The organism is Agrobacterium tumefaciens, from assembly GCF_013337285.1.
GTDB classification, from domain to species: domain Bacteria; phylum Pseudomonadota; class Alphaproteobacteria; order Rhizobiales; family Rhizobiaceae; genus Agrobacterium; species Agrobacterium burrii.
Map to the genome: position 1 here is coordinate 690,106 of NZ_SUPW01000002.1, position 23,923 is coordinate 714,028.

The following is a 23,923-nucleotide window of genomic DNA, read 5'->3' on the forward strand; positions in this document are numbered from 1 at the left end:
TTGTTGACGGACCTTCAACCACGCCTCGTAAAATCAATCGGTTGCAGATGCTCGGGACAGGACCGAGTATTACGGCGGAGAGGTCTTCAAACTTTCTCTTCTCCACGGATGCGGCTTGGCCGGGCTTTTGCATCAGATGGACCGCAAAACTAGCCATTCGTTATTTCCGGCAACCAATAAGGTTTCGTTTACCTCATTTCTTTAAAATTTGACCTGTATTGCCGCGATTGCGGCCGCTGAAGGTACAGGTTCTCGTATGGCGTATGTTTCCCTTCCGCGTCGTCTTGTGACGTTGCTGATGATTTCCACGGTCATGGTGTCTTGTTCGGCGGAAGGCCTCGTTCCACCGGCGGAGGTGGATGGCACCACGCGTGTCAGCGCCATAAGGTCGTCGCGGCAGCAGGGCTACAGCGCACCGCCGGGTGCGGTCTACCAGGCCGAGCGGGCCGGGCAGGCCACCGATTATCCCGCAGCCGTGTCGCAGCCGATGCCGGAGCCTTACGCTTCGCAGGATCCCCTGCTGCAATCGCCGCAGGGCGGGCAGGGTTATTCCACACTCGATACCCAGCATCAGGCGCGTATGGCCGCCAGCGGTCACAGCGCCCAGACGCAGACCATGCCAGCGCAGCCCATGCAGAACCAGACCATGTCCTCGCAGTCGCAGTCGATGGCTGACAGTCAGATGGCCGAAGGCGAGGCCGGGGTGAACATGGATTCCATGCTGGGCGTGGAACCGGTTCGCGGGCTTGCGGAAGAGCAGGATGCCGATATTGCCGAGGGTGTTTCGGAGCAGCCGGTTGTGGATGGTATCGGCACCGACAATCCGGTGGCCGTCTCTCCTCCTCGCCGACAGCAGGGCGCCAGTCAATCACGGCTGATCCCGCCGCCACCGGTTGGCTCGTCTTCCCGCCGCCAGCCGGTGGAGGAGGTTGCCATGCTGATGCCAAATGATCCGATGGCGCGTGGTGGGCAAAGCAACCGGTCGTCCATGCCTCCCGGCATCATGCCTTCCTCGGAAGTTGCCTGCCGCACCGAGCTGCGCCGTCTTGGCGTCGCTTTCCGCGATGTGGCGCGTATCGCCGACGGCCCGACCTGCGGCATCGATTATCCGATCGAACTTAGCGGACTTGCCAGCGGCGTCGCCATCCGTCCGGCGGTGAAGCTCAATTGCCAGGTCACGCTCGCCTTCGCAAAATGGGTGAAGTTCGAACTCGTGCCATCCTCGCGCTTCCGTTACCTCTCCGGCGTTGGCCGCATCACGCCGATGGGTGGTTACTCCTGCCGCAAGATGAATTCGCGCTCCAGCAACCCCTGGTCCGAACATGCACGTGGCAACGCCATCGATATCGGCACCATCACGCTCAAGAACGGCAAGGAAATCGACGTTCGCAGCAAGAACTTCTTTGCCTTCCGGGAGAAAGCGCTACTGAAGGCGGTGAGGTCCGATAGCTGCAAATATTTCTCGACCGTTCTCGGGCCGGGCAGCGATCCCAATCACTGGAACCATTTCCACTTCGACCTGCGCACCCGCAAGTCGGGATACAGGCATTGCGATTAAATCGTCCTGCCGGGGTAGATTTGAAGGTTGCCGAGGGCCGTGACAAAGTTTGAAAATCTCTCCTCCGTCATCCATGGCGGCACAAAAAAAGACCGGCCCGAAGGCCGGTGAAGAAGACTGCCTTATCGGGGGGATATCGGCGTCTTTGCAAGGGCATGCAATGGGACATGGTCCCAAGAAGCGGTCCATCCGGTGCGGATTTTGCGGCAAAAGACATCGCGCCGTACTAACCTGCGGCAAACATGGCTTGCCGCCCTTTTCTGATACGCTATGAGCGTCACATGTTTGTGACAACGGCCCCCGGGAGCCTGCTTTGATGCCGCCTGTTTCAGAGATAATGGCGTTTGCCGTGGCGCTTGCGGCGGCGGGTGTGGTCGCGGGGCTTCTGGCGGGGCTGTTCGGTATTGGCGGCGGCGCGGTTCTGGTGCCGGTCTTTTACCATGTCTTCGGGCTTCTTGATGTGCCCGAGGCGGTGCGCATGCATCTTTCGCTCGGTACATCGCTTGCCATTATCGTGCCGACCTCCATCCGTTCGTTTCTGACGCATCGCCAGAAGGGCGCGGTCGATATCGACCTTCTGCGAGGCTGGATCATTGCCGTGCCGCTTGGCACCATCCTCGCATCTGTCGTGGCTGCTCACGCTTCCAGTGTCGCGCTGCGGCTGATCTTCGCCTTCATCGCGCTTGCGCTGGCCTTCCGGATGATCGTCAACCGGGCAAGCTGGCATCTCGGCTCCGACCTGCCGCAAAATCCAACCCGGTTTGCCGTCGGCACCGGCATCGGCCTTCTCTCCGGCCTGATGGGCGTGGGTGGCGGGGTGATGAACAATACTTTCATGACGCTTTATGGACGCACCATCCATCAGGCGGTCGCCACGTCTTCGGGTGTCGGTGTGCTGATTTCGCTGCCGGGGCTGCTGGGTTACATCTGGGCCGGCTGGGGTGATGCGGGGCTACCGCCATTTTCGACCGGCTTCATCAACTGGATCGCCGTGGTGCTTTTGATCCCCATTACGCTGCTTGTCGCGCCATATGGCGCGCGACTGGCGCATGCGCTCAGCAAAAAGCAGCTGGAGCGGGCCTTCGGGGTATTTCTGGTCTTCGTCGCGGCGCAGTTTTTCTACAGCGTCTACGGCTGATTTTCCCTGATCGCCGAACGCAGTGTTCAGCCCGCCGGGCTGGCATTTGCGCCTCCCACGGCCTATATGGCGTGCATCTTACTCGGTTTTTCGAAAGATTCGCGATGAATGCCATTGTTTCGATACGGAATCTGACCAAATCCTACGCAAATGGCTTTCAGGCGCTCAAAGGCGTCAGCCTCGATATCAGAGAGGGGGAAATCCTCGCTCTTCTGGGTCCAAACGGTGCCGGAAAAACAACGCTGATCTCCATCGTTTGTGGTCTCGTTAATCCGGGAGAAGGTTCCGTTTTCGTTGGCGGGCATGATGTGGTGAAGGATTTTCGCCAGACCCGCGCCCTGATCGGCCTCGTGCCGCAGGAGCTGACGACGGATATGTTCGAGACCGTATGGAACACGGTAAGCTTCTCGCGCGGCCTGCACGGGCAAAAGAAGAACCCGCAACTGATCGAAAGCGTTCTGAGGTCCCTGTCCTTGTGGGACAAGAAGGACAACATGCTGCGGGAGCTTTCCGGCGGTATGAAACGGCGCGTGCTGATCGCCAAGGCGCTTGCGCATGAGCCGAAGGTACTGTTCCTCGACGAGCCGACCGCCGGCGTGGACGTGACCCTGCGCCGCGACATGTGGAATGTCGTTTCCGAGCTGTGCACCAAGGGCGTCACCATCATTTTGACCACGCACTACATCGAGGAAGCGGAAGAAATCGCCGACCGCGTTGGCGTCATCAATGGCGGCGAATTGCTGTTGGTGGAAGAGAAAACAGCGCTGATGAAGAAGCTCGGCCGCAAGCAGCTTTTCCTCGAGCTTGCGCAGCCGGTGGAGCAACTGCCTGATAGCCTTGCATCTTTCGGTCTGACGCTTTCGGATGATCGTTGTACGCTCACCTATGAAATCGAGGACAATGGCGAGCAGGGACGCATCGCCGATCTTCTGGGCGCTCTTTCCGCCGCCAACATCCATTTCAAGGATATTTCCACGCGGCAGAGTTCGCTTGAGGATATCTTCGTTTCGCTGGTGGGAGGCCAGAAATGAATTTCGAAGCCATCAAGTCCATCTATCTGTTCGAAATGGCACGCACGCGGCGCACACTGCTGCAGAGCGTGATTTCGCCGGTCATCTCAACATCGCTTTATTTCATTGTGTTCGGAACCGCGATCGGTTCGCGGATTCAGGAGGTTGGCGGGGTTTCCTATGGCGCTTTCATAACACCCGGCCTGATCATGCTGACGCTGTTGACCCAATGTATCAGCAACGGCTCCTTCGGCATCTATTTCCCGAAATTCACCGGAACGGTCTATGAGATATTGTCCGCGCCCGTCTCGATGACGGAAATTGTCGCCGGTTATGTCGGGGCGGCGGCGACCAAGGGGCTGATGATCGGCACGATCATCCTGATAACGGCCACCTTCTTCGTGGATATCCACATTGCTCATCCGTTCATGATGGTGCTGTTCTTCGTGCTGACGGCCATCAGTTTCAGCCTGTTCGGCTTCATCATCGGCATCTGGGCGACGAATTTCGAGCAGCTGAACCTCATTCCCATGCTGGTGGTGCCGCCGCTGACGTTCCTTGGTGGCAGCTTCTATTCCATCGACATGCTGCCGCCCTTCTGGCAGACGGTCAGCCACTTCAATCCGGTGCTGTACCTCATCAGCGGTTTCCGCTGGAGCTTCTTCGAGATCGCCGACGTCAATCCGGTGATCAGCCTTGCGATGATCACGCTGTTTCTGGCGGTTTGCCTCGGTGTTGTCGCCTGGATGTTCAAGACGGGTTACCGGCTGCGCAACTGACGGCATCGGCTTTCCCCCTCATTCCTGTGCTCGTCACAGGAATCCAGCCGACGCGCGTCTGCGCGGCGGGAAGAACCCTTCCAGCCCAAGGACTTGGGCTGGCTGGATCCCCGTGACGAGCACAGGGATGAGGGAAGGTTGCTCAGCACCCATTCCCAGACAAGTCTTACGACATGATCAATCCGCCGTCGACATTGATCGTCTGGCCGGTGATGTAAGCGGCATCGTCGGAGGCCAGAAACGCCACCAGTGCGGCGACTTCGGCGGGCGTTCCGGCGCGACGCATGGGGATGTTGCGCACCCATTCGGCCATCAACTCGCCGGGCTTGTATTCGCCGAGCATCTGGCCCCAGACGCGGTCATTATAGTCCCACATTTCGGTATGGATGATGCCGGGGCAAATGGCGTTGACGGTGATGCCCTCAGGCGCCAGTTCCTTGGCGAGACTTTGCGTCAGGCCGATGACGCCGAATTTCGATGCGGCATAATGCGGGGTGTAGATGAAACCCTGTCGCGCCTGGCCGGAGGCGGTATTGACGAGGCGGCCCTTGGTGCCGCTTTCGCGGAAGCGGCGGATCGCCTCCTGGCAGCAGAGGAACGCTCCCTTGGTGTTGACGTCTAGATTGAAATCCCACTGTTCCTGCGTCAGATCCTCGATCTTTGAGATGGTAATGACGCCGGCGTTCTGGACGGAGATGGAAAGCGCGCCGATCGCGTCTTCCGCAGCGCCATAGGCGTCGCGCACCGCTGCGGCATCGCGGACATCGAGGATGACGCCATGGGTGGCTGCGCCGGTTTCGTCCGCCAGTTTTTTGGCGGCGTCATGCGTGTCCTTGTCGACAGAGGCGATGGCGACTTTCGCGCCTTCCTCGGCAAAACGGCGGGCGATGCCGTAACCGATGCCCTTGTTGCCTCCGGTCACGAATACGGATTGACCTTCAAAGCGCCTCATGTCTCCTCCTTTATGGGATTTTGGCTATGTTTGCGTGCCGACCAGTCGTTCGGCGGTGAATTTATCAGTGACGAGCACGTCGATCACGCCGGTTCGCAAGGCACCGGCAATCGCCTCGGTCTTTTTCGAACCGCCGGCCAGCGCAATGACGCGGTCGACATTGGAGAGGTTTTCCAGCGGCAGGCCGATGACTCGGTCGTCGAGCGGCGTCTTTACCGGCTTGCCGTCCTTGTCGAAGAAGCGTAGCGAGATGTCGCCAACGGCACCTGCCTGCGCGAGATCGGCGAGTTCCTTGGCGGAAAAGATGTTGCCGGAGCGGGCCAGAAGCTCCGACGGTTCGACCGCGCCGACGCCGACAATGGCGAGCGTGATCGACCCGAAGAGATCGATGGTTTCGCGCACGAAGGGATCGGCGAGCATCAAGAGCTTGGCTTCGCGCGAGGTGGCGACGCCCGGCACGGGCAGCAGCTTCGGTTCGGCCTCCGTCAGCCGCGCCAGCCGCGTGGTGATCTGGGTCGCATGCGTCTGCACGGAAGGATCGCCCATGCCGCCCAGCGTCTGGACGATATAACGCGCCTTGGCGCCCTTCAGCGGGTGGATATTTTCCACCATCTTGAAGATCGTCTGGCTCCAGCTGGAGACACCGATGATCTCGTTCTGCGACAGCGTCACCTCGAGGAAATGCGCCGCCGCTTCGCCGATGCGGGCCATGATCGCGCCGTCGCGATCTTCGCTGCAATCGACGACGATGGCTTCCGGCAGGTCGAAACGGTCGCGCAACTGGGTTTCCAGATCGCTATAGGTGCCGGGCGGCGGAATGATGCTGGTGCGGACAATGCCTTCCGCTTCGGCACGCTTCAACATGCGCGAGACGGTGGCCTGCGACAGGTTGAGATGCTGCGCAATTTCCGCCTGTCGACGGTGTTCGCTGAAATACATCTGCGCCACGCGGGATATCATTCGAAGTTCGTTGATCCTGCCCATAAGCCCTCCATGGTGAATTTTTATTCACCATTACCCGAGGTTACGGGCAAGGTCGAGCGGGCAATCGCGTCGCGCCAGACGCCGAGCCGCTGGCTGCCATCGACGGTCGAAGGCGCAATGGCATTGCCCTGACTGTTCAGCGCGGCGATGGCGTCGAGATCGCTCCAGAGTCCGAGAGCAAGGCCGGCAAGATAGGCAGCGCCAAGCGCGGAAGCTTCCGGCGCATCGCGCTGGATGACGGTGTGTTGCAGCATATCGGCGACGCATTGCATCAGGAAGCGGTTCTGGCTTGGCCCGCCATCCACGAACAGCCGTCCAAAGCCGGAAGGCGATTGTGCGCGCATGGCGGCAAAGACGTCATGGACCTGAAAGGCGATGGAATCGGTGACGGCGCGGGCCATCTGGGCGCGGCTGGTGCTGAAATTGATTTGCGAAAACAATGCGCGGGCATTCGTGTCCCAATACGGCGCGCCAAGGCCGACAAAGGCCGGCACGAAACCCGGACCTTGCGGTTCGGCCGTGGCGGCCAGTTCCACGAGTGCAGCGACATCGGGCAGGCCGAGGATATCCGCCATCCACGGCAGCGAGGCGGCCGAGACGAGAATATTGCCTTCGAAAGCGAAAGTCGGCTTGCCGCCCAGCCGCCAGGCAACTGTCGTGGTAATGCCGCGTTGCGGCGCGATGAAATGCGGCAGCGTCGTCATGACCGAGGAGCCGGTGCCGAAGGTCACCTTGCCGTCGCCGGGGTTGAAAGCGCCGTGGCCGAAGAGAGCGGCGTGGCTGTCGCCGATGGCGGCGAGGATCGGCGTGCCGTCCTTGATGCCGGGAACGCCTGATGTCACGCCGAAATCACCGCTGCTGTCGCGTAAGTGCGGCAGCGCGTTGATGTCGATGCCGAACAGGTCGCAAAGCTCGTCGCTCCAGACCTGCCGGTTGAGATCCAGCACCTGGCTGCGGGCGGCATTGGAAGCATCGCAGGCATGCACCTTGCCGCCCGTGAAGCAATGGATCAGCCAGCTGTCGATGGTGCCGAGGCGAAGTTTGCGGCCCTTCGGCGCGCGCTCCAGCAGCCAGCGCATTTTCGCGCCGGGAAACATCGGGTCGATGGGCAGGCCGGTCAGCGCCATGACGTGCTCGGAATGGCCCTTTTCGATCAGGTCTGCGCAGTCCTGCGCCGTGCGGCGGCATTGCCAGCTCAAAACCGGGCCGAGCGGTTCGCCGGTTTCACCGTCCCAGATGGTCACCGATTCGCGCTGGTTGGAAATGGCGATGGCTTCGATGCTGATGTCGGAGGGTGCTGCCGCAAGGCAGGCGGAAATCGCTTCGCGCACCGAGGCCCAGATGCGGTTCGGCTCCTGTTCCACCCAGCCGGGCTGTGGATAGGTAATGCCAACCGGCGATGAACCGCGCGCCAGTAACTCTCCGGTTTCCGAAACGAGAATGGCCTTGGAATTGGTGGTGCCCTGATCGATGGACAGAATAGCGCGCATCACTGTGTTCTCTCGTCTGCGGCGGTCATTTTCACACGGGCCTCTTCGTTTAAGAAGGTGCCCGCGTCCTAAAAGAAGTCGCCGCGCATCCGAAGACACGCGACGACCCCCTGGGAGGAGACTTTATTTTCTCTTGATCAGCACTTGGGCCGCATCCGCAATGGCTTCAGGGGCCATGCCGAATTGATCCAGCAGCCATTCCGCCGAGCCGGTATGGGCAAAGACGCCGGGAACGCCAAGGCGTTTCATCGGCACAGGAGCCTGATCGACCACGACTTCGGCGATGGCCGAACCGAGGCCGCCGAAGATCGAATGTTCTTCAGCCGTCAGGATTGCACCGGTTTCGTTCGCCGCCGCGACGATGGCCGCTTCGTCGATGGGGCGAACGGTCGCCATGTTCAGCACGCGGGCTTTGATGCCGCGGCTGGCGAGAATATCGGCGGCCTTGACGATGCGGTGGGTCAGCGTGCCGTTGGCGATCAGCGTCAGGTCGGAGCCTTCACGCAGCAGATTGGCGCGGCCGAGTTCGAAGACGTGGCCTTCGGGTAGAAGATCCGGCACGCCGACGCGCGACAGGCGCAGGAAGCAGGGGCCGGCATATTCCGCCGCCCATTTGACGGCGGCTGCGGTTTCGATGCGGTCGCATGGGGCGATAACGGGCAGGTTCGGCAGAACGCGGGTCCAGGCGAAATCCTCGATGGAGTGATGTGTCGGTCCCAGCTCGCCATAGGCCATGCCGGAGGATATGCCGATCAGCTTCACATTGGCGTTGGAATAGGCAAGGTCAGCCTTGATCTGCTCCAGCGCGCGGCCGGTGAGGAAGCAGGATGCGCCGCAGACGAAGGGCAGTTGGCCGCCATTGGCAAGGCCTGCGCCGACGCCGACCATGTTTTGTTCGGCGATGCCGACATTGATCAGGCGCTCGGGGAATTTCGACTTGAAGCCGCCAAGCTTCGAGGAACCGACCGAATCGTTGCAGACGGCGACGACCTTGTCATTGTTGGCGGCCAGCGCCTCCAGCGTTTCGGCGAAGGCGTCGCGGCAGTCATAAAGTTTGGCGGCGGTTACGGGCGCGTTCATCACAATGCCTCCGAAAGTTCTTTGACGGCAATTTCATACTGTTCCTTGCTCGGAACCTTGTGGTGCCAGTCGACACGGTCCTGCATGAAGGAAATACCGTGGCCTTTATTGGTGTGGGCGACGATGCAATGCGGCCGGGTGCCGCGATGCTCCAGTGCGGACACGACTTCCGCCATGGCGTTGCCGTTGATTTCGCTGACTTCCCAGCCGAAAGCCTCGATCTTGGGGCGAAGCGGTGCGACATCGTTGGTGTCGGCAATGGCCGCACCCTGCTGAAAGCGATTGTGATCGATGATCAGCGTCAGATTGTTCAGGCCGAATTGCGCGGCGGACATAATGGCTTCCCAGTTGGAGCCTTCCTGCATCTCGCCGTCGCCGGTCATCACATAGGTATGGTAGTCCGCACCCGAAAGCTTGGCTGCCGTGGCCATGCCGACGGCAACCGGCAACCCGTGGCCGAGCGGGCCGGTATTGGTTTCCACGCCCGGCACCTTGTTACAGTTCGGATGGCCGTTGAGGCGGGAATTCGGCTTGAGGAACGTCGAGATTTCCTCTTCCGGAATGAAACCGCGCTTGGCCAGCGTCACATAAAGCGCGCAGGCCGTGTGGCCCTTCGACAGCACGAAACGGTCGCGGGCAGGGTTCTTCGGATCATCCGGCCAGATGCGCAATACGCGGAAATAAAGGGCGGTCATGATGTCGATAGCCGACAATTCGCCGCCGATATGGCCGGCGCCCGCTTCGAAAACAGCCTGCAGGTCGCGCAGGCGGATCTGGCGCGCAATGCGCTCTAGCTCTGTGGGCTGCATGGGATCCTCTTCAAAACATGCGTGTGAATATTTATACAGCTGTTTATATAATTGCAGACTTGGCGTTTCTGTCAAGATGCAATTATGGATTCTCGTGTTTCAGCCCACGTCATTCCTTCCCGACGCGAGGCATGATTTCATGGCGGCGAGCCTCGCGGCGGCCTCGTTCCTGTACTGGTCAAAGGAATTCGGCCAGCTCAAGCCCTTGGGTTGGAAGGTCTATTTTCGCCGTGCACACCCGCACAGGCTGGATTCTTGTGGCAGGCACAGCAATGGGGTCGGCAAGCGCCAGTCTCAAGCCGCCGTGTCTTCCGCCGTGGTCCATCCCGCTATCCAAGCCTATTGACAAGCTTCTCCTAACTGGCTTATGCATGTTTCACCGATGATGAATAATTATTCTAATCGGTTTAAAAAATACAAGACAGTCACTCGGGAGGAGCCATGTCCGCGCTTGAACGCAATGAGGGGGTCACGCACACCAGAAGCCCGCTTGCCTGGTTAAGCGGTGCGACCGGACCTCTTTTGGGCCTGTTGCTGCTGTGTGTGTTCCTCACCTTCACCAGCGAAAACTTCCTGTCGCTTCGAAACGGCCTGAACATTCTCGACCAGATCACGGTTCTCGGCATCATGGCCGTCGGCATGACCTTCGTCATTCTGCTCGGCGGCATCGATTTGTCTGTCGGTTCGGTTCTGGCGTTGTCGATGATGATCATGGGCTGGACGGCCAATGTGGCCGGCATGCCCATGGGCATGGCCATCGTGCTGGCGCTGATCGCCTCTGCCGCCTGCGGTCTTGTGGTCGGTATTCTCGTGACCGCCTTCCGGGTTCCGGCCTTCATCGCCACGCTTGCGATGATGTCGGTGGCGCGCGGTCTTGCCAATATGATCACGGACGGCCAGCAGATCGTCGGTTTCCCCGACTGGTTCATGATGCTGGCGATTGACCGTCATTTCGGCGTGCTGACGGCCACCGTGTTGCTGATGCTGGTCGTGGTGCTGGTGACCTGGCTTTTCCTGCGCTTCCGCTCCGAAGGCCGTACCGTTTATGCGGTGGGCGGCAATCCGGAAGTGGCGCGTCTTGCCGGCATCAACGTGCCGCTGGTGACGATCTGCGTTTATGTCGCCTGTGCGGTTCTTGCGGGTCTTGCCGGCATCGTGCTCGCCGCGCGTCTCGACTCGGTGCAGCCCTCCAGCGGTTTCGGTTACGAGCTGGATACGATCGCGGCCGTGGTCATCGGCGGAACCTCGCTTTCGGGCGGTGCGGGCGGCATTGGCGGAACGCTGATCGGCGTGCTGATCATTGGCGTGCTGCGCAACGGCCTCAATCTTCTCAACGTTTCTCCCTTTTTGCAGCAGGTCATCATCGGTGTCGTCATCGTGCTGGCCGTGGGCGCTGAAACGCTGCGCCGCCGCAGAAGCTGAATTTGCCTGCGGACGGTGATGAGCCGTCCGTGCAAAAACCAACCCTTCCAATATGGAAGGCGTGGAAAAAGGCCGGAGGGGAGGAGGTTCGATCTGCCCCCGGTTTCAATCAACAAACGGAGGAAATAATAATGAAATTTTCACGCATTCTGCTGACATCCGCCGCCCTTCTCGCCCTGTCGCTCGGCTCTGCCAACGCCGCCGAAGTCAAGAAGATCGGCCTTGCCGTCGCCAATTTGCAGGCGAACTTCTTCAACCAGATCAAGCAGGCCGTTGAAGCCGAAGCCAAGACGCGCGGCATTTCCGTCGTCACGGTCGACGCCAAGGGCGATGGCCCGACGCAGGTCAACCAGATCCAGGATCTGCTGACCCAGAATATCGACGCGCTGATCTATATTCCGGCTGGCGCTGCTGCCGCGACCGTTCCGGTGAAGCTTGCCAAGGCCGCCGGCGTTCCGGTCATCAACATCGACCGCAATGCCGATGGCGCACCGGGCGATACCTTCCTTGCCACCGATTCCGTCGCTTCCGCCAAGAGCGTCTGCGATTACATCATCAAGCAGGCCGGTGGTGCGGGCAAGATGGTCATCATCCACGGTCAGAAGGGCACGACGCCGGAAGTGGACCGCACCAAGGGCTGCATGGAATCGGTCAAGGCCAATGCCGGCGTGAAGGTGGTTGCCGAACAGTGGTCCAACATGTGGAGCCAGGACGAAGGCTTCCAGATCATGCAGAACCTTTTGCAGGCCAATCCTGACGTCTCCATCGTCTTTGCGCAGGCCGATGGTCTGGCGCTTGGCGCGGCGCAGGCAATCAAGGTTGCCAACCCTTCGCAGAAAATCGTCGTCGGCGGTTTCGATGGCGACACGGCAGCGCTTGAAGCGCTGAAGAACGGCGTCTTCGACGTGACCGCGACGCAGCAGACCCAGAAAATGGGCCGCATGGCTGTCGAAATGGCAGTCAAGATCGTCGGCGGTGAGAAGGTGCCGGCCGTGCAGCTCTCCGATGCGACGCTGACTACCAAGGAAAACGTCGAAGGCTTTATCGCCAACCATCCCTGATATCTCTGCCCCCGCGTGTCCGTTGGATGCGCGGGGTTATCATTGTTTCGTCTTTACGCAATTCGGACGCAAAGCTGCGGCCTCTGTCCGCTGTGAATGCTCCCTGGGAGGTCCCGTCATGCGCGAGCCGGTTCTTTCGCTCCGTGGCATCAGCAAACGTTACGGTCCGCTCGAGGTTCTGAAGGCCGTCGATCTCGACGTCTATCCGGGCGAGGTGGTGGCCTTGCTGGGTGAAAACGGCGCGGGCAAGTCCACGCTGTCAGGCATTATTGCGGGGTCGCGCGAGCCGTCCGAAGGCAAGATGACCTGGCTTGGTCAGCCTTACGCGCCGGCATCGCCGCGCGAGGCGATCGACAAGGGCATCGTTCTCATCCATCAGGAGCTGAAGCTTCTGCCGGAGCTTTCCATCGCTGAAAACGTCTTCATCGGCCGCTGGCTCATGAAAAACGGCGTTGTCGACAATGCCGAGATGGTGCGCAGAGCCCAGCAGCAGCTGGCGCGCCTCAATCTTCACATTCCCGCCACCCGCAAGGTTGGCGGCCTTTCGACCGCGAACCAGCAGCTGATCGAGATCGCCAAAGCGCTGGCGCTCGATGCCAAGCTCCTGATCCTCGACGAGCCGACGGCGGCACTCGGTGGCGCGGAAACGCAGGCGCTGTTCGAGCAGGTGCGCAAGCTGCGCGCCGAGGGCGTTGGCATCATCTACATTTCCCACCGCATGGAAGAAATCAGACAGATCACCGACCGCATCGTCGTGCTACGCGACGGCGAGCGGGTGCATGAGTTTGCCGACAGCGCCACTCCGGTGCGCACCATCGTCGAAAGCATGGTCGGCCGGTCGCTGGAACGCCTGTTCCCGGCATTGCCGGAACCGCAGGACAGGGTGGTGCTGGAGGTCAAGGGGCTGACCGGCGCGAACAACGCGTTCCGCGATATCAGCTTCGGCGTCCGCGCCGGCGAAATCCTCGGCATTGCCGGCCTGATCGGTGCGGGGCGCACCGAACTGGTCCGCGCCATTTCCGGTGCCGATCCGACGAGCGCGGGTGAGGTGCTGCTGGATGGCAAGGTGCTGACGCTGAAAAGCCCGGCGGATGCCATAGAGAAGGGCATCGTCATGGTGCCGGAAGACCGCAAGCTGCAGGGGCTCGTGGTGGAGCACGAGATCGGTGAAAACCTGATCTACGCCAATCTCGACCGCGTTGGCACGGGCTGGATCACGCCGCGCATCAAGCGCGCCTTTACCAAGGAAGCTATCGCCAAATTCGGGGTCAAGGGCCGCAGCGAACAGCCGGCGTCGGATCTTTCCGGCGGCAACCAGCAGAAGGTGGTCATCGCCAAATGGCTTGCCCGCAATCCGCGTGTGGTGGTGCTGGACGAGCCGACGCGCGGCATCGATGTCGGCGCGCGCGCTGGCATCTACGATATCATCGTCGGTCTGGCGAAAGACGGCGTGGCCGTTATCGTCGTCAGCTCCGATCTGGAGGAAGTGCTGGGCGTTTCGAACCGCATCCTCGTGCTTGCGCAGGGAAAACAGGCCGGCATCCTTAACCGCGACGACGCCAACGACGTCTCGGTCATGGAACTGGCAACCATCTGAAGAAGGAAATAGCGATGTCCACCATCACGCTCAACGCGCCGAAACTGTTCGATCTTTCCGGTCAGGTGGCGCTTGTCACCGGCGCCGGTTCCGGCATCGGCCAGCGGATCGCCATGGGGCTTGCCCAGTCCGGCGCCAATGTCGCGCTGCTTGATCGCCGTACCGATGACGGTCTGGCGCAGACGGCCGATTTCATCGCCAAAGCCGGGCGCAAGTCGATCCAGATTGCGGCAGATGTCACCAGCAAGCAGGCGCTCACGGATGCAGTTGCCCGCACGCAAGCCGAACTCGGCGCGCTTTCGCTCGCCGTCAACGCTGCCGGCATCGCCAATGCCAATCCCGCCGAGGAGATGGAGGAAAGCCAGTTCCAGACGATGATGGACATCAACCTGAAGGGCGTTTTCCTCTCCTGCCAGGCCGAAGCCAACGCCATGTTGAAGAATGGCCGTGGCGCAATCGTCAACATCGCCTCCATGTCCGGCGTCATCGTCAATCGTGGGCTGATGCAGTGCCACTACAACGCCTCGAAGGCCGGCGTCATCCACATGTCCAAATCCATGGCGATGGAGTGGGTAGGGCGCGGCATTCGCGTCAACACTATCTCGCCGGGCTATACCGCAACGCCGATGAACACGCGGCCGGAAATGGTGCACCAGACCAAGCTCTTCGAAGAGCAGACGCCGATGCAGCGTATGGCGGGCGTGGACGAAATGGTCGGCCCGGCGATCTTCCTGCTGTCGGATGCGGCGAGCTTCGTGACGGGCGTGGACCTGCTGGTGGATGGCGGTTTCTGCTGCTGGTAGGGTTTGGCATGGTAGCCAGCTTCAACGGCTGATGACGTTTGAAAAGTTTACGGTCGTCATCCTCGGGCTTGTCCAGGGGATCTGCAACGTATTGATTTTGTTGACGTGTTTAGATCCTTGGGACAAGCCCAAGGATGACGTCGCGATAAGAGGTTAGGTCTACTACCTCGAATTTTACGCCCGGCTTCAGCCGGGCGTTTTCGTATTCACAATACGAGCAGCAGATCAGGCGACCTGCTTCTGCACCACGTCCTCGACAACCTCGCCCTTCAGATAAGAGACAAGGTCCTTGATCGTCACGACGAGCAGGCCGTGGCGTTCGGCGAAGACTTCGAGCTGGGGCAGGCGGGCCATGGTGCCGTCGTCATTGGCGACTTCACAGATGGTGCCGGACGGGAATTTTCCGGCAAGACGGCAGAGATCGACGGCGGCTTCCGTGTGGCCGGTGCGGCCAAGCACACCGTCCGGGTTGGCGCGCAGCGGGAAGATATGGCCGGGGCGGGCGAAGTCTTCCGGGCGGGAGTCTTCCGACACCAGCGCACGCACTGTCTTTGCCCGGTCGGCGGCGGAAATGCCTGTGGTGGTGCCCGGAATATAGTCCACCGAGACGGTGAAGGCCGTTTTGAGGGATTCGGTATTGCGCGACACCATCAGCGGAATGTCGAGGGCATCGAGACGTTCACCCGGCAGGGCAACGCAGATCAGCCCGCGCGCATGGTTCATCATGAAGGCGATCTGCTGCGGTGTGATGCTGTCGGAGGCGGCGATGATATCGCCTTCGTTTTCGCGGTCTTCGTCGTCGACCACAATCACCATCTCGCCACGGGAAATGGCGTCGATCGCGTCTTCAATTTTAGCAATGGTCATTCTATTTCAAGCCTTTCAAGGGGTTATGCCGTTTTGCGGCATTTTCGCGCTTCAAGAAGCGCCAAATATCCCTTGGGCGAACAATGCAATGCGAAGCCCACGGAGCGCGGGCGTCTTTATGCCTTGTCCTCTTCCATCCGGACTATACCGTCGGCTCCGGCCTCTCACCGGATCTGCTGACCTTCCGGCTTTGGAGACCGGAAGCGCTCGCGGGCTCCGGGACAAGTCCCGATACCGCCGGTGGGGAATTGCACCCCGCCCTGAGAACATCACCAACATAAATTATCAAATGGGAAGGAATCAAGGGGGAATGCTCTGCCGGTCCCGACGTTGGTGAAAAGAATATCCCGATTGCGTGCAAAGGGAGGTATTCTTTTCCGCGGCCAATGGCCAATCTGGAGCAGCGGGAATGATCTTCAAAAACGCCAAGGTTTAGCGGTCGCGTAACCGCAACTCATCGGTCTGCATCTGCAGCGAGCCGAGCGTCGACAGGAAGCTCATGCCGAGCAGGCTTTGGCCCAATTGGCCGTCCTGGGCGACGAGGGCGGGGATGTTGCGCCGCACGATCGGGCCGATGCCGATTTCCGACAGGGTGACGGGGGCTGCCGCCGTCCGGCCGTTGGCGGTCATGACCGGTACGGTATAGCGCAAGCTGCCCGTGTCGATGCCGATGGCGGCGGCATCCGCATTGGCCAGCACCACGGAGCTTGCGCCGGTATCGACGAGCATGTGGATGGTCTTGCCGTTAACGCCGACATTCGCCTCGAAATGGCCGCTCATCGATTTATGCAGCACGATTTCCTGTTCGCCGCCTGATGTCGTCACCACCACGGCGCGGCCGGGCATCAGGCCGCCCAAGAGCCGGTCGCCGAAGGATTGCAGGTCGTAGCGATAGAGATAGAGCGAGACGAGGCCGAGGATGATGACGAGCCAGACGGCGAGTTGCCTCATGACGGTGCCGAAGCCGCCGCGTCTGCCGGCCAGAATGCCGACCGAGAGGAGACCGGCAATGGGCAACAGATAGAGGGCCTGTGCGAATTGATCATTATCGATGCCGAAGGTGCGGCCACCGTCATGATTGACGAGAAGCAGGCCGAGACCGACGGCCAGCAGGAGGAGAACGATGGTCAGCCTGTTCATGCGGTATGCGTCTCCTTGGCGGTCTCGCTCAAATTTACCAGTCTTTGCGGCAGCGCCTGCATGATCGCGCGGCGCTTCTCGTCGCTATAGCCTGCCCAGCCGCCGATCTCCTCCAGCGTGCGGCCGCAGCCGATGCAGAGGCTGTTGGTCGCGTCGAGGGAGCAGATATGAATGCAGGGTGTTTCCATGATGATCTATATCAGGCCGTCATGCCGCAAGGGCAAGGGCGACGAGAGTAACGATCTCCGTGATCTGCTGGCAGGCGCCGATGGTGTCGCCGGTATGACCGCCGATCTTGCTGGCGCAGAGCCTGCCGAACAGCATGGCGGACAGGCAGGCGACGACAAGAACGGCCGCTATCGACAGCAAGGGCAGGGCGTGCAGCGTGAAGAGCGCGAAGAGCAGCAGCCCGGTCGCAAGCGCGATGTTGCGCTCGATTTTGCCGGGCTGGCCGGCGTTGGCGGCGATGCCGGAGGTCTTTGCGGCGGGCAGGGCCTGCCAGTGCCACACCATCAGGGCGCGGCTCATCACCGCTGCTGCGATCAGGCCGGCGGCGGCTGTCTTGGCGGGCAGGGTCTCGATCAGCGATGCGAGTGCCGTGGCGCGCAGCGCGAACGAGAGGATCATGGCGATGGCGCCATAGCTGCCGATGCGGCTGTCCTTCATGATCTCAAGCGTTCGCGCCTTGTCCTTGCCTGCGCCGAAACCATCGGCCATATCGGCCAGCCCGTCTTCGTGCAGCGCACCCGTGATGAGCGCCGTGAGCGCGATGGCGAGCCAGCCGGTGAGCTGCGGCGAGGCATCGAAGGCCGCGAAAATCACCACCAGAAAAGCGGCGGGCAGGGCGATCAGCAGGCCAGCAGCCGGAAAGACGCGGGCGGTGCGGCGCATCGAGATGCCGTCGCCATCCCCGAAAAAGCGCGACGGGACCGGCAGGCGGCTGAGAAAAGCAACGGAATGCACGACATCTGTTATAAAATCCCCGGCCTTCATGCTCTCTCCGTTGTCGTCACTGCATTTCCGGTTGTTCCGGGGCGCATCCGCGATTATGAGAGGCGCAACAAAGACCGATTTGCCGGAAAACACAAGTTCCGGACGCGCGCGCCTTTTGCGCGCGCCAACCCGATGACGAGAGAGACCGATACCATGAGCATGAGCGGATTGCCCTTCGATGATTTCCGCGCGCTGCTGCGCGAGCTTCCCGGCCCGGATGCGCACGCGCTGGTGGCGGCCAAGGAGCGCAATGCGCAGCTGACCAAGCCTGCCGGTTCGCTCGGTCGCCTGGAAGAGATCGCCATGTGGCTTGCCGCATGGTCCGGTCGTTCGCCTGCCGTTACCCGCCCGCTGGTGGCGATCTTCGCCGGTAATCATGGCGTCACCCGCCACGGCGTGACGCCTTATCCGACGTCGGTGACGCAGCAGATGGTGGAGAATTTCGCGGCGGGCGGTGCTGCGATCAACCAGATCTGTGTCGCCAACGATCTTGGCCTCAAAATATTCGACCTCGCGCTCGATTACCCCACTGGCGACATCACCTGCGAACCCGCCCTTTCCGAGCGCGATTGCGCGGCGACCATGGCCTTCGGCATGGAGGCGATTGCCGGTGGCACCGATCTTCTTTGCGTGGGTGAAATGGGCATCGGCAACACCACGATTGCGGCGGCGATCAATCTGGCGCTTTACGGCGGCACCGCCGAAGAGTGGACCGGTCCCGGCACAGGCTCGGAAGGCGAGGTCATGGCCCGCAAGATCGCGGCGGTGAAGGCTGCCGTCGAGTTCCACAAGGACCACCTGTCCGACCCGCTCGAAATCATGCGCCGCCTTGGCGGGCGCGAGATTGCGGCGATTGCCGGTGCCATCCTCGCCGCCCGCGTGCAGCGCATTCCCGTGCTGATCGACGGTTATGTGGCAACTGCCGCTGCCGCTCTCTTGAAGGCCGCCAATTCTTCGGCGCTCGACCATTGCCTGATCGGCCATGTCTCTGGCGAACCCGGCCATCTGGCAGCCGTCGAAAAGCTCGGCAAGACGCCGCTTCTGGCGCTTGGCATGCGGCTGGGTGAGGGCACGGGTGCGGCTCTGGCCGCCGGTATCGTCAAGGCTGCGGCTGCCTGCCATTCCGGCATGGCGACCTTTGAAGCGGCGGGTGTGGATACCCACATCAGCCCCCGTACCGATCATTGAGGTCAAAGATGGACGCGACGCCGCACAAGAAGCAACCCGAACCCGTCTTCCGCAAGGAGAAGGGCTGGCGGCATCTGTTCGCTGCGGCCCGCTATTCCGTGCAGGGACTGGGCCGGCTGTGGCAGGAAGCGGCGTTCCGGCATGAGGTTCTGGCTTTCGGCGTCGGGCTTACCCTGCTTCTGGTCGTCGGCGCGCCGTTTGCGCATCTCCTCGTCTTTACGGTTTTGATGCTGCTGCTGTTTGCGGTCGAAGCGCTCAATACCGCGATCGAGGAACTGGTGGACCGCATCTCGCCGGAAATTTCCTCGGTCGGACGACATGCCAAGGATCTCGGCTCCTTCGCCGTCTTCTGCCTGTTGATGGCGAACGGATTTTTTGTGCTTTATTCGCTGGTGACGACGCTGTTCTTCTGAGGCGTTAAGCCCTTATGCGAAGGACCGGCGGCGCGGCTGGATCGCGTGGGTTTCTTCCACGGCCGGCAGGCTCTGCAATACGCGTTTTGCCGGCAGGATGGCGATGCCTTCGGTGCCTTCGCGCAGCTTCGATTTCAGGATGAACTGGCCGTCATGCTTGGCGAGAATGGCCTGAACGATGGGCAGGCCAAGCCCGGTTCCCTGTTCGGCGCTTTTAATGGCGATCGATCCCTGACCGAAGGCGGACAGGACAATCGGAATTTCGTCCTCGGGAATGCCGGGGCCGTTATCCTTGATCGACACATATTGCCCGCCGCCCGCCGTCCAGCCCGCTTTCACAAGAATTTCGCCGCCCTGGGGCGTGAATTTCACGGCGTTGGAGAGAAGGTTGAGGATGACCTGCCGGATCGCTTTTTCATCCGCCCAGACCTGTGGCAGGCTGCCTTCGAACTGCTGCGAAATCCTGATGGTCTTGGCGCGGGCGCGAAGCTGGATCATGCCGATGCAATCCTCGGCGATTTCCAGCATCGAGATGGATTCCTCATTGAGATCATAGCGACCGGCCTCGATGCGCGACAGGTCGAGGATTTCGTTGATGAGATCGAGCAGATGCTGACCGGAGCGATGGATATCGCCGGAATATTCCTTGTAGAGCGGATTGTTGAGCGGACCCAGCACTTCTGACGCCATGACCTCGGAGAAGCCGAGAATGGCGTTGAGCGGGGTGCGCAGCTCATGCGACATGGAGGCGAGAAAACGCGATTTGGCCAGATTGGCCTCTTCCGCGCGCCGCCGCGCCTCATCCGAAACCGAGTTGGCGACTTCGAGTTCGGCGATCAGGTCGTCCTTTTCCGTCTGGGAAGAGAGCAGTTTGACGCTGGTCTGGTAGAGCCGGCTGGTGATGCGATGACAGAACAGGATCGCCATGCCGAACATCAGCGCAAGGCCGAGATCGAAGGGACTACGCGAGATGGCCGAGGTGACGCAGAGCGCTGCCAGCACTGGCAGGAAAGTCATGAACGTCGCCCGCCGCAGCATGAAATTGGCCATGGCGGTCAGCGAAAGCGCGATCAGCAGCGTTGCGCCCTTGAAGAAGAGAACGAGCGTCGGGTCGTTGCGCACCGGTTCGGCCAGTGCGAACATGGCCCATGCGCAGCCGATGAGGATCTGCATGCCGAGGAAGAGATTTCTCCAGTGCTGGAGATTTTCGGCCGTGATCTCCTGTTTCGCTGCCCGTTTTGCCAGTATCAGCGACATGGCATGGAAGCTCAGCGCAGCCAGCGACCAGACGATCAGGCCGATGTCACGGGTGATGTAAAGGCCGATGATGGAGGCGAGTACAATGAAGAGCGGCATGATCATCGCGCCCTGAAGGGCTTCGGCGATGTGCATGGTCAGCATTTCGCGTTCATAGGCGTCACTTCCGCCAGCACCTTGCTGCAGGCGTTCACGCGTCGTCTTCACCGTGTCGAAAACCGCCTTGTTGCGGTGTTTTTTCGAGCGGTCGACGATGATCTTGTCGGTGGACGTGCTGACGCTTTTACTCATTGTTACAACGCAGGTGACATGAACCCTTGCAGGCTACGCTTAAAATCTTAAGAAGATGCTGCCGTGAAAGGATTTGTTTGCCATTTCTGACAAGGGTTTGTTGTTACATGGGACGAAACGGAGGCAGGCGCAGGGGTTTTTCGGCGTTCCGCGACGGCGGGCTGTTTCTTGCTGCGGTTTTTCTCGGCATCCTGATTGCCGCCAAGCTCGATCAGATCAACAGCGAGACCTATGGCGGCCGTTTCTTCGTAATCGACGGCGATACGCTTTCAAAGGGAGAAGAGCGGTTTCGTCTGCTGGGCATCGATGCGCCCGAACTGTCGCAGACATGCCGGCGGGGCGCTGAGACCTGGCCCTGCGGGGAGGAGGCGCGCCGTGTGCTGCAACGGCTGGTCGTGGCGCAGAATTTTTCCTGTTCCGGCAGTTCGAGGGACCGTTACGGGCGGCTGCTCGTTTATTGCGCTGCCGGCGGCAGGGATGTTTCGGCGGACATGGTGTCGGCGGGTTTTGCCGTCGCCTCCGGTTATTTCCAGTTTTCTGGCGAACAGGCGGCGGCGCGCCGGGAGGCGCGGGGCATCTGGGCGGGAGAATTCGAAAAACCTTCGCAATGGCGGCGTGAGCACCGCGCAGCGGATATCGAGACACCGGCGGCCGGTTTCCTGACCGTCATCCGCCATCTTCTGGGATGGTCGCATGGCTGAGCTGGTCCAATCCATGCCAAGGTTTGATGATGGGCTGGATGAGTTGCGCGGCGAGATTGCCCGCTGTCGCATCTGTCGTGACGCGCCTGTCAGGGGCATGACCGATTGCCTGCCGCATGAACCGCGGCCGGTGGTTGTCATGTCGAAGAAGGCCCGCATCCTGATTGCCGGGCAGGCGCCGGGGCTGCGTGTGCACGAGACGGGACTGCCCTTTAATGACGCTTCCGGCGACAGGCTTCGGCAATGGCTGAATGTCGACCGCGAGACCTTTTATGATCTCGACCGCTTCACCATCGTGCCCATGGGCTTCTGTTTTCCGGGTTATGACGACAAGGGCAGCGACCTGCCGCCGCGGCGCGAATGTGCGCCTGCATGGCGTGAGCGGGTGATGCCGGCGATGCCACAGGTGGAGCTGATCCTTGCTGTCGGCCAATATGCGCAGGCTTTTCATCTGGGCGAAAGGCGGCGCAGAACCATGACCGAAACCGTGCAGAACTGGCGCGGCTACCTGCATGCCAATTCCGGCCCCGGCATTTTACCTCTGCCGCACCCCAGCTGGCGCAATACCGGCTGGCTGAAAAAGAACCTGTGGTTCACGCAGGAGCTGCTTCCGGTTCTGCGACAACATGTGGAAATGCGGCTTTAGTGAAACAATTTTCTGTTTTTCTGCGAAAATTAGTGTATTGAAAGGAAATTAATTCAGGAGGGTAGACGCATTGGATCGCCTAGACCGTAAGATTTTACGCATTCTGCAAGAGGATTCCACGCTGGCCGTCGCTGATCTGGCGAAAAAGGTCGGACTTTCCACGACGCCCTGTTGGCGGCGTATCCAGAAGATGGAAGAGGACGGCGTCATCCGCCGGCGCGTGGCGCTGCTCGATCCGGTCAAGGTCAACACCAAGGTCACGGTTTTCGTCTCCATCCGCACGGCCTCCCATTCCATCGAATGGCTGAAGCGCTTCTCCGAGGTGGTTTCCGAATTTCCGGAGGTCGTCGAATTTTACCGCATGAGCGGCGATGTCGATTATCTCCTGCGCGTCGTCGTTCCTGACATTGCGGCCTATGACGCCTTCTACAAGCGGATGATCGCCAAGATCGAAATTCGCGATGTTTCTTCGGCCTTCGCGATGGAGCAGATCAAATATACGACGGAACTGCCGCTTGATTACATGCTGCTGGATAATCCCAAATCTGGCGAGGAGTGACGCGCCGCTCATCCGGTTTTTGAGCAATGCCCTTTCCGGTTGCCGGGGAGGGCTTTTTTATTGCCGCGACGGAAAGTCGAATCTCTTCAATCGGCTGGGCGATCTTGATGAGATATTGATTCAGCACGGCGGAGTTGGTCGCATTGGGTCGAGCGGACGCCACTTGTTTCTTCTCCCCGCCGGGGAGAAGTCCGCGGCAGCGGGATGAGGGGGCAAGGGTGCGGTTTATCGCTGGCGTTGCCCCCTCATCCGACCCTTCGGGCCACCTTCTCCCCGGCGGGGAGAAGAAATATGCCGAAATGCCGAGTTATCAGCCCTTGAGCTTGGCAATCACCAGATGGCCCGGTGTCGGGTTGCCGTCCTGCATGCGGACATTGATGTCGGTGACTTCGATGATATCGAAACCCGTCGCCGCCAGCCTTTCGCGGACATAGTTTTCCGCATGGGCGAAACGGTGGTGCGGGCCGACCATGTAGGGGCGTCCGGCGAGGATGGCTTCGTCCAGGGTTTCCGACGAGAAGATCAGCAGGCCGCCGGCATTGAGGTTTTCGGCGGCACCGAAAAACAGCGGTTCCAGCGCGCCGAGATAGGGCAGCACGTCGGTTGCGGTGATGATATCGAAGGGCTCGTCGTCATTATCCTCAAGGAAATCCTCGGCTTCGGCGACGTAAAGCGTCTCGTAAAGGTCCTTCTCATGGGCCAGTTCGACCATGTTTTCGGAGATATCGATGCCGGTGATGTCCTCAGCCATGTCGCGCAACGCTTCGCCGGTGAGGCCGGTGCCGCAGCCGAGATCGAGCAGGCGCTTGAAGGGGCCGAGATTGAGCGTCTGCAAGCGCTGGCGCACCATCATCGGCACAGCATAACCGAGTTGTTCGACAAGAATATCCTCGAAGGCTTCGGCGTGCTGGTCGAACAGGGTTTCGACATAGGCGTCGGGTGCTTTTGACGGCTGTTCGCCCCGGCCCATGGCGGCGATGCGCACGGCGGCACCGCCGTGATCTTCCGGGTCGATGGCCAGAACTTCCTGATAGGCTTTTACCGCCGCATCCACATCGCCGGCTTTTTCAAGCGCAAGCGCGCGGTTATAGGCTTCGGCAAGCGCTTCTTCGTCGATTTTCTGGTTCTTCGTCATCGTGCGGTATCCATAACGTCTTCAGTTGACGTTTGCTGTAAGCCGCAACG

General features: G+C 60.6%; 24 protein-coding genes and 1 riboswitch. Of the genes, 13 read left to right on the forward strand and 11 right to left on the reverse strand.

The features are described from left to right. Positions 1 to 256 precede the first annotated feature (256 nt). From FCH38_RS09205 to FCH38_RS09220, 4 genes are all read left to right on the forward strand, one after another. Positions 257 to 1,558 carry an extensin family protein gene (locus FCH38_RS09205; RefSeq protein WP_174373539.1) on the forward strand — a complete coding sequence of 434 codons (1,302 nt, stop codon included), beginning with the start codon at positions 257 to 259 and terminating at the stop codon, positions 1,556 to 1,558. Positions 1,559 to 1,874: 316 nt separating this feature from the next. Beyond that, positions 1,875 to 2,696 carry a sulfite exporter TauE/SafE family protein gene (locus tag FCH38_RS09210; RefSeq protein ID WP_149897279.1) on the forward strand — a complete coding sequence of 274 codons (822 nt, stop codon included), beginning with the start codon at positions 1,875 to 1,877 and terminating at the stop codon, positions 2,694 to 2,696. A gap of 104 nt (positions 2,697 to 2,800) precedes the next feature. After that, complete coding sequence (locus tag FCH38_RS09215; protein ID WP_174373540.1) at positions 2,801 to 3,727, forward strand: ABC transporter ATP-binding protein; 927 nt, start codon at positions 2,801 to 2,803, stop codon at positions 3,725 to 3,727. Further along, entirely contained in the window at positions 3,724 to 4,485 is a 762-nt protein-coding gene (locus FCH38_RS09220) for an ABC transporter permease (RefSeq protein WP_174373541.1), read from the forward strand. Before FCH38_RS09215 ends, FCH38_RS09220 begins: the two co-directional genes overlap by 4 nt. Before the next feature lie 166 nt (positions 4,486 to 4,651). Here FCH38_RS09220 and FCH38_RS09225 read toward each other — a convergent pair whose 3' ends face one another. The 5 genes from FCH38_RS09225 to FCH38_RS09245 form a co-directional block, all read right to left on the reverse strand. Then, the gene (locus FCH38_RS09225; RefSeq protein ID WP_174373542.1) at positions 4,652 to 5,437 is read right to left on the reverse strand and encodes an SDR family oxidoreductase; all 786 of its coding nucleotides are present in this window, start codon (positions 5,435 to 5,437) and stop codon (positions 4,652 to 4,654) included. Between the two features lie 24 nt (positions 5,438 to 5,461). Further along, positions 5,462 to 6,421: a sugar-binding transcriptional regulator gene (locus FCH38_RS09230; RefSeq protein ID WP_174373543.1), complete on the reverse strand. Its 960-nt coding sequence runs from the start codon at positions 6,419 to 6,421 to the stop codon at positions 5,462 to 5,464. A gap of 20 nt (positions 6,422 to 6,441) precedes the next feature. After that, on the reverse strand, positions 6,442 to 7,911 hold the full coding sequence (locus FCH38_RS09235; protein WP_174373544.1) for an FGGY family carbohydrate kinase: 1,470 nt from the start codon (positions 7,909 to 7,911) through the stop codon (positions 6,442 to 6,444). A 123-nt stretch (positions 7,912 to 8,034) separates the two neighbouring features. Next, a complete protein-coding gene (locus FCH38_RS09240) occupies positions 8,035 to 8,991 on the reverse strand; it encodes a transketolase family protein (RefSeq protein ID WP_174373545.1) in 957 nt (318 codons plus the stop codon). Further along, positions 8,991 to 9,800, reverse strand: a complete 810-nt coding sequence (locus FCH38_RS09245) for a transketolase (RefSeq protein WP_174373546.1) — start codon at positions 9,798 to 9,800, stop codon at positions 8,991 to 8,993. Before FCH38_RS09245 ends, FCH38_RS09240 begins: the two co-directional genes overlap by 1 nt. Positions 9,801 to 10,241: 441 nt before the next feature. Here FCH38_RS09245 and FCH38_RS09250 point away from each other — a divergent pair, with 441 nt between their 5' ends. The 4 genes from FCH38_RS09250 (at position 10,242) to FCH38_RS09265 (ending at position 14,683) form a co-directional block, all read left to right on the forward strand. Continuing rightward, the gene (locus FCH38_RS09250; protein ID WP_149897286.1) at positions 10,242 to 11,222 is read left to right on the forward strand and encodes an ABC transporter permease; all 981 of its coding nucleotides are present in this window, start codon (positions 10,242 to 10,244) and stop codon (positions 11,220 to 11,222) included. Positions 11,223 to 11,353: 131 nt separating this feature from the next. Continuing rightward, positions 11,354 to 12,283, forward strand: a complete 930-nt coding sequence (locus FCH38_RS09255) for a sugar ABC transporter substrate-binding protein (RefSeq protein WP_149897287.1) — start codon at positions 11,354 to 11,356, stop codon at positions 12,281 to 12,283. A gap of 118 nt (positions 12,284 to 12,401) precedes the next feature. Beyond that, the gene (locus tag FCH38_RS09260) at positions 12,402 to 13,880 is read left to right on the forward strand and encodes a sugar ABC transporter ATP-binding protein (protein WP_174373547.1); all 1,479 of its coding nucleotides are present in this window, start codon (positions 12,402 to 12,404) and stop codon (positions 13,878 to 13,880) included. Positions 13,881 to 13,894: 14 nt separating this feature from the next. Next, positions 13,895 to 14,683 carry an SDR family oxidoreductase gene (locus tag FCH38_RS09265; RefSeq protein ID WP_092773227.1) on the forward strand — a complete coding sequence of 263 codons (789 nt, stop codon included), beginning with the start codon at positions 13,895 to 13,897 and terminating at the stop codon, positions 14,681 to 14,683. A gap of 225 nt (positions 14,684 to 14,908) precedes the next feature. Here the strand turns inward: FCH38_RS09265 and ribB are convergent, their stop codons facing one another. The 4 genes from ribB to FCH38_RS09285 all read right to left on the reverse strand — a co-directional run bounded on the left by ribB (position 14,909) and on the right by FCH38_RS09285 (position 17,683). Further along, on the reverse strand, positions 14,909 to 15,550 hold the full coding sequence (ribB, locus tag FCH38_RS09270; RefSeq protein WP_174373548.1) for a 3,4-dihydroxy-2-butanone-4-phosphate synthase: 642 nt from the start codon (positions 15,548 to 15,550) through the stop codon (positions 14,909 to 14,911). A gap of 121 nt (positions 15,551 to 15,671) precedes the next feature. Further along, positions 15,672 to 15,822, reverse strand: a riboswitch (FMN riboswitch). 160 nt (positions 15,823 to 15,982) lie between these two features. After that, positions 15,983 to 16,690, reverse strand: coding sequence for a TIGR02281 family clan AA aspartic protease (locus FCH38_RS09275; protein ID WP_174373549.1), 708 nt, complete (start codon positions 16,688 to 16,690; stop codon positions 15,983 to 15,985). Beyond that, complete coding sequence (locus tag FCH38_RS09280; RefSeq protein WP_174373550.1) at positions 16,687 to 16,878, reverse strand: DUF1289 domain-containing protein; 192 nt, start codon at positions 16,876 to 16,878, stop codon at positions 16,687 to 16,689. Before FCH38_RS09280 ends, FCH38_RS09275 begins: the two co-directional genes overlap by 4 nt. A gap of 19 nt (positions 16,879 to 16,897) precedes the next feature. Next, the gene (locus FCH38_RS09285) at positions 16,898 to 17,683 is read right to left on the reverse strand and encodes an adenosylcobinamide-GDP ribazoletransferase (RefSeq protein ID WP_210267138.1); all 786 of its coding nucleotides are present in this window, start codon (positions 17,681 to 17,683) and stop codon (positions 16,898 to 16,900) included. A 153-nt stretch (positions 17,684 to 17,836) separates the two neighbouring features. Here FCH38_RS09285 and cobT point away from each other — a divergent pair, with 153 nt between their 5' ends. Both cobT and FCH38_RS09295 read left to right on the forward strand, forming a co-directional pair. Continuing rightward, complete coding sequence (gene cobT, locus FCH38_RS09290; RefSeq protein ID WP_174373552.1) at positions 17,837 to 18,871, forward strand: nicotinate-nucleotide--dimethylbenzimidazole phosphoribosyltransferase; 1,035 nt, start codon at positions 17,837 to 17,839, stop codon at positions 18,869 to 18,871. Positions 18,872 to 18,879: 8 nt separating this feature from the next. Further along, on the forward strand, positions 18,880 to 19,284 hold the full coding sequence (locus tag FCH38_RS09295; RefSeq protein ID WP_149897295.1) for a diacylglycerol kinase: 405 nt from the start codon (positions 18,880 to 18,882) through the stop codon (positions 19,282 to 19,284). Positions 19,285 to 19,296: 12 nt separating this feature from the next. Here FCH38_RS09295 and pdhS2 read toward each other — a convergent pair whose 3' ends face one another. Continuing rightward, on the reverse strand, positions 19,297 to 20,832 hold the full coding sequence (gene pdhS2 / locus FCH38_RS09300) for a two-component system sensor histidine kinase PdhS2 (protein ID WP_174373553.1): 1,536 nt from the start codon (positions 20,830 to 20,832) through the stop codon (positions 19,297 to 19,299). A 107-nt stretch (positions 20,833 to 20,939) separates the two neighbouring features. On the opposite strand from pdhS2, the gene FCH38_RS09305 reads away from it, so the two are divergent. From FCH38_RS09305 to FCH38_RS09315, 3 genes are all read left to right on the forward strand, one after another. Continuing rightward, a complete protein-coding gene (locus FCH38_RS09305) occupies positions 20,940 to 21,533 on the forward strand; it encodes a thermonuclease family protein (RefSeq protein ID WP_153514082.1) in 594 nt (197 codons plus the stop codon). After that, on the forward strand, positions 21,526 to 22,179 hold the full coding sequence (locus FCH38_RS09310; RefSeq protein WP_174373554.1) for a uracil-DNA glycosylase family protein: 654 nt from the start codon (positions 21,526 to 21,528) through the stop codon (positions 22,177 to 22,179). The genes FCH38_RS09305 and FCH38_RS09310 overlap by 8 nt, the downstream gene beginning before the upstream one ends. 70 nt (positions 22,180 to 22,249) lie before the next feature. Continuing rightward, the gene (locus FCH38_RS09315; protein WP_003507846.1) at positions 22,250 to 22,738 is read left to right on the forward strand and encodes an Lrp/AsnC family transcriptional regulator; all 489 of its coding nucleotides are present in this window, start codon (positions 22,250 to 22,252) and stop codon (positions 22,736 to 22,738) included. 310 nt (positions 22,739 to 23,048) lie between these two features. Here FCH38_RS09315 and FCH38_RS09320 read toward each other — a convergent pair whose 3' ends face one another. Next, entirely contained in the window at positions 23,049 to 23,873 is an 825-nt protein-coding gene (locus FCH38_RS09320) for a methyltransferase domain-containing protein (RefSeq protein WP_174373555.1), read from the reverse strand. Positions 23,874 to 23,923: the final 50 nt, after the last annotated feature.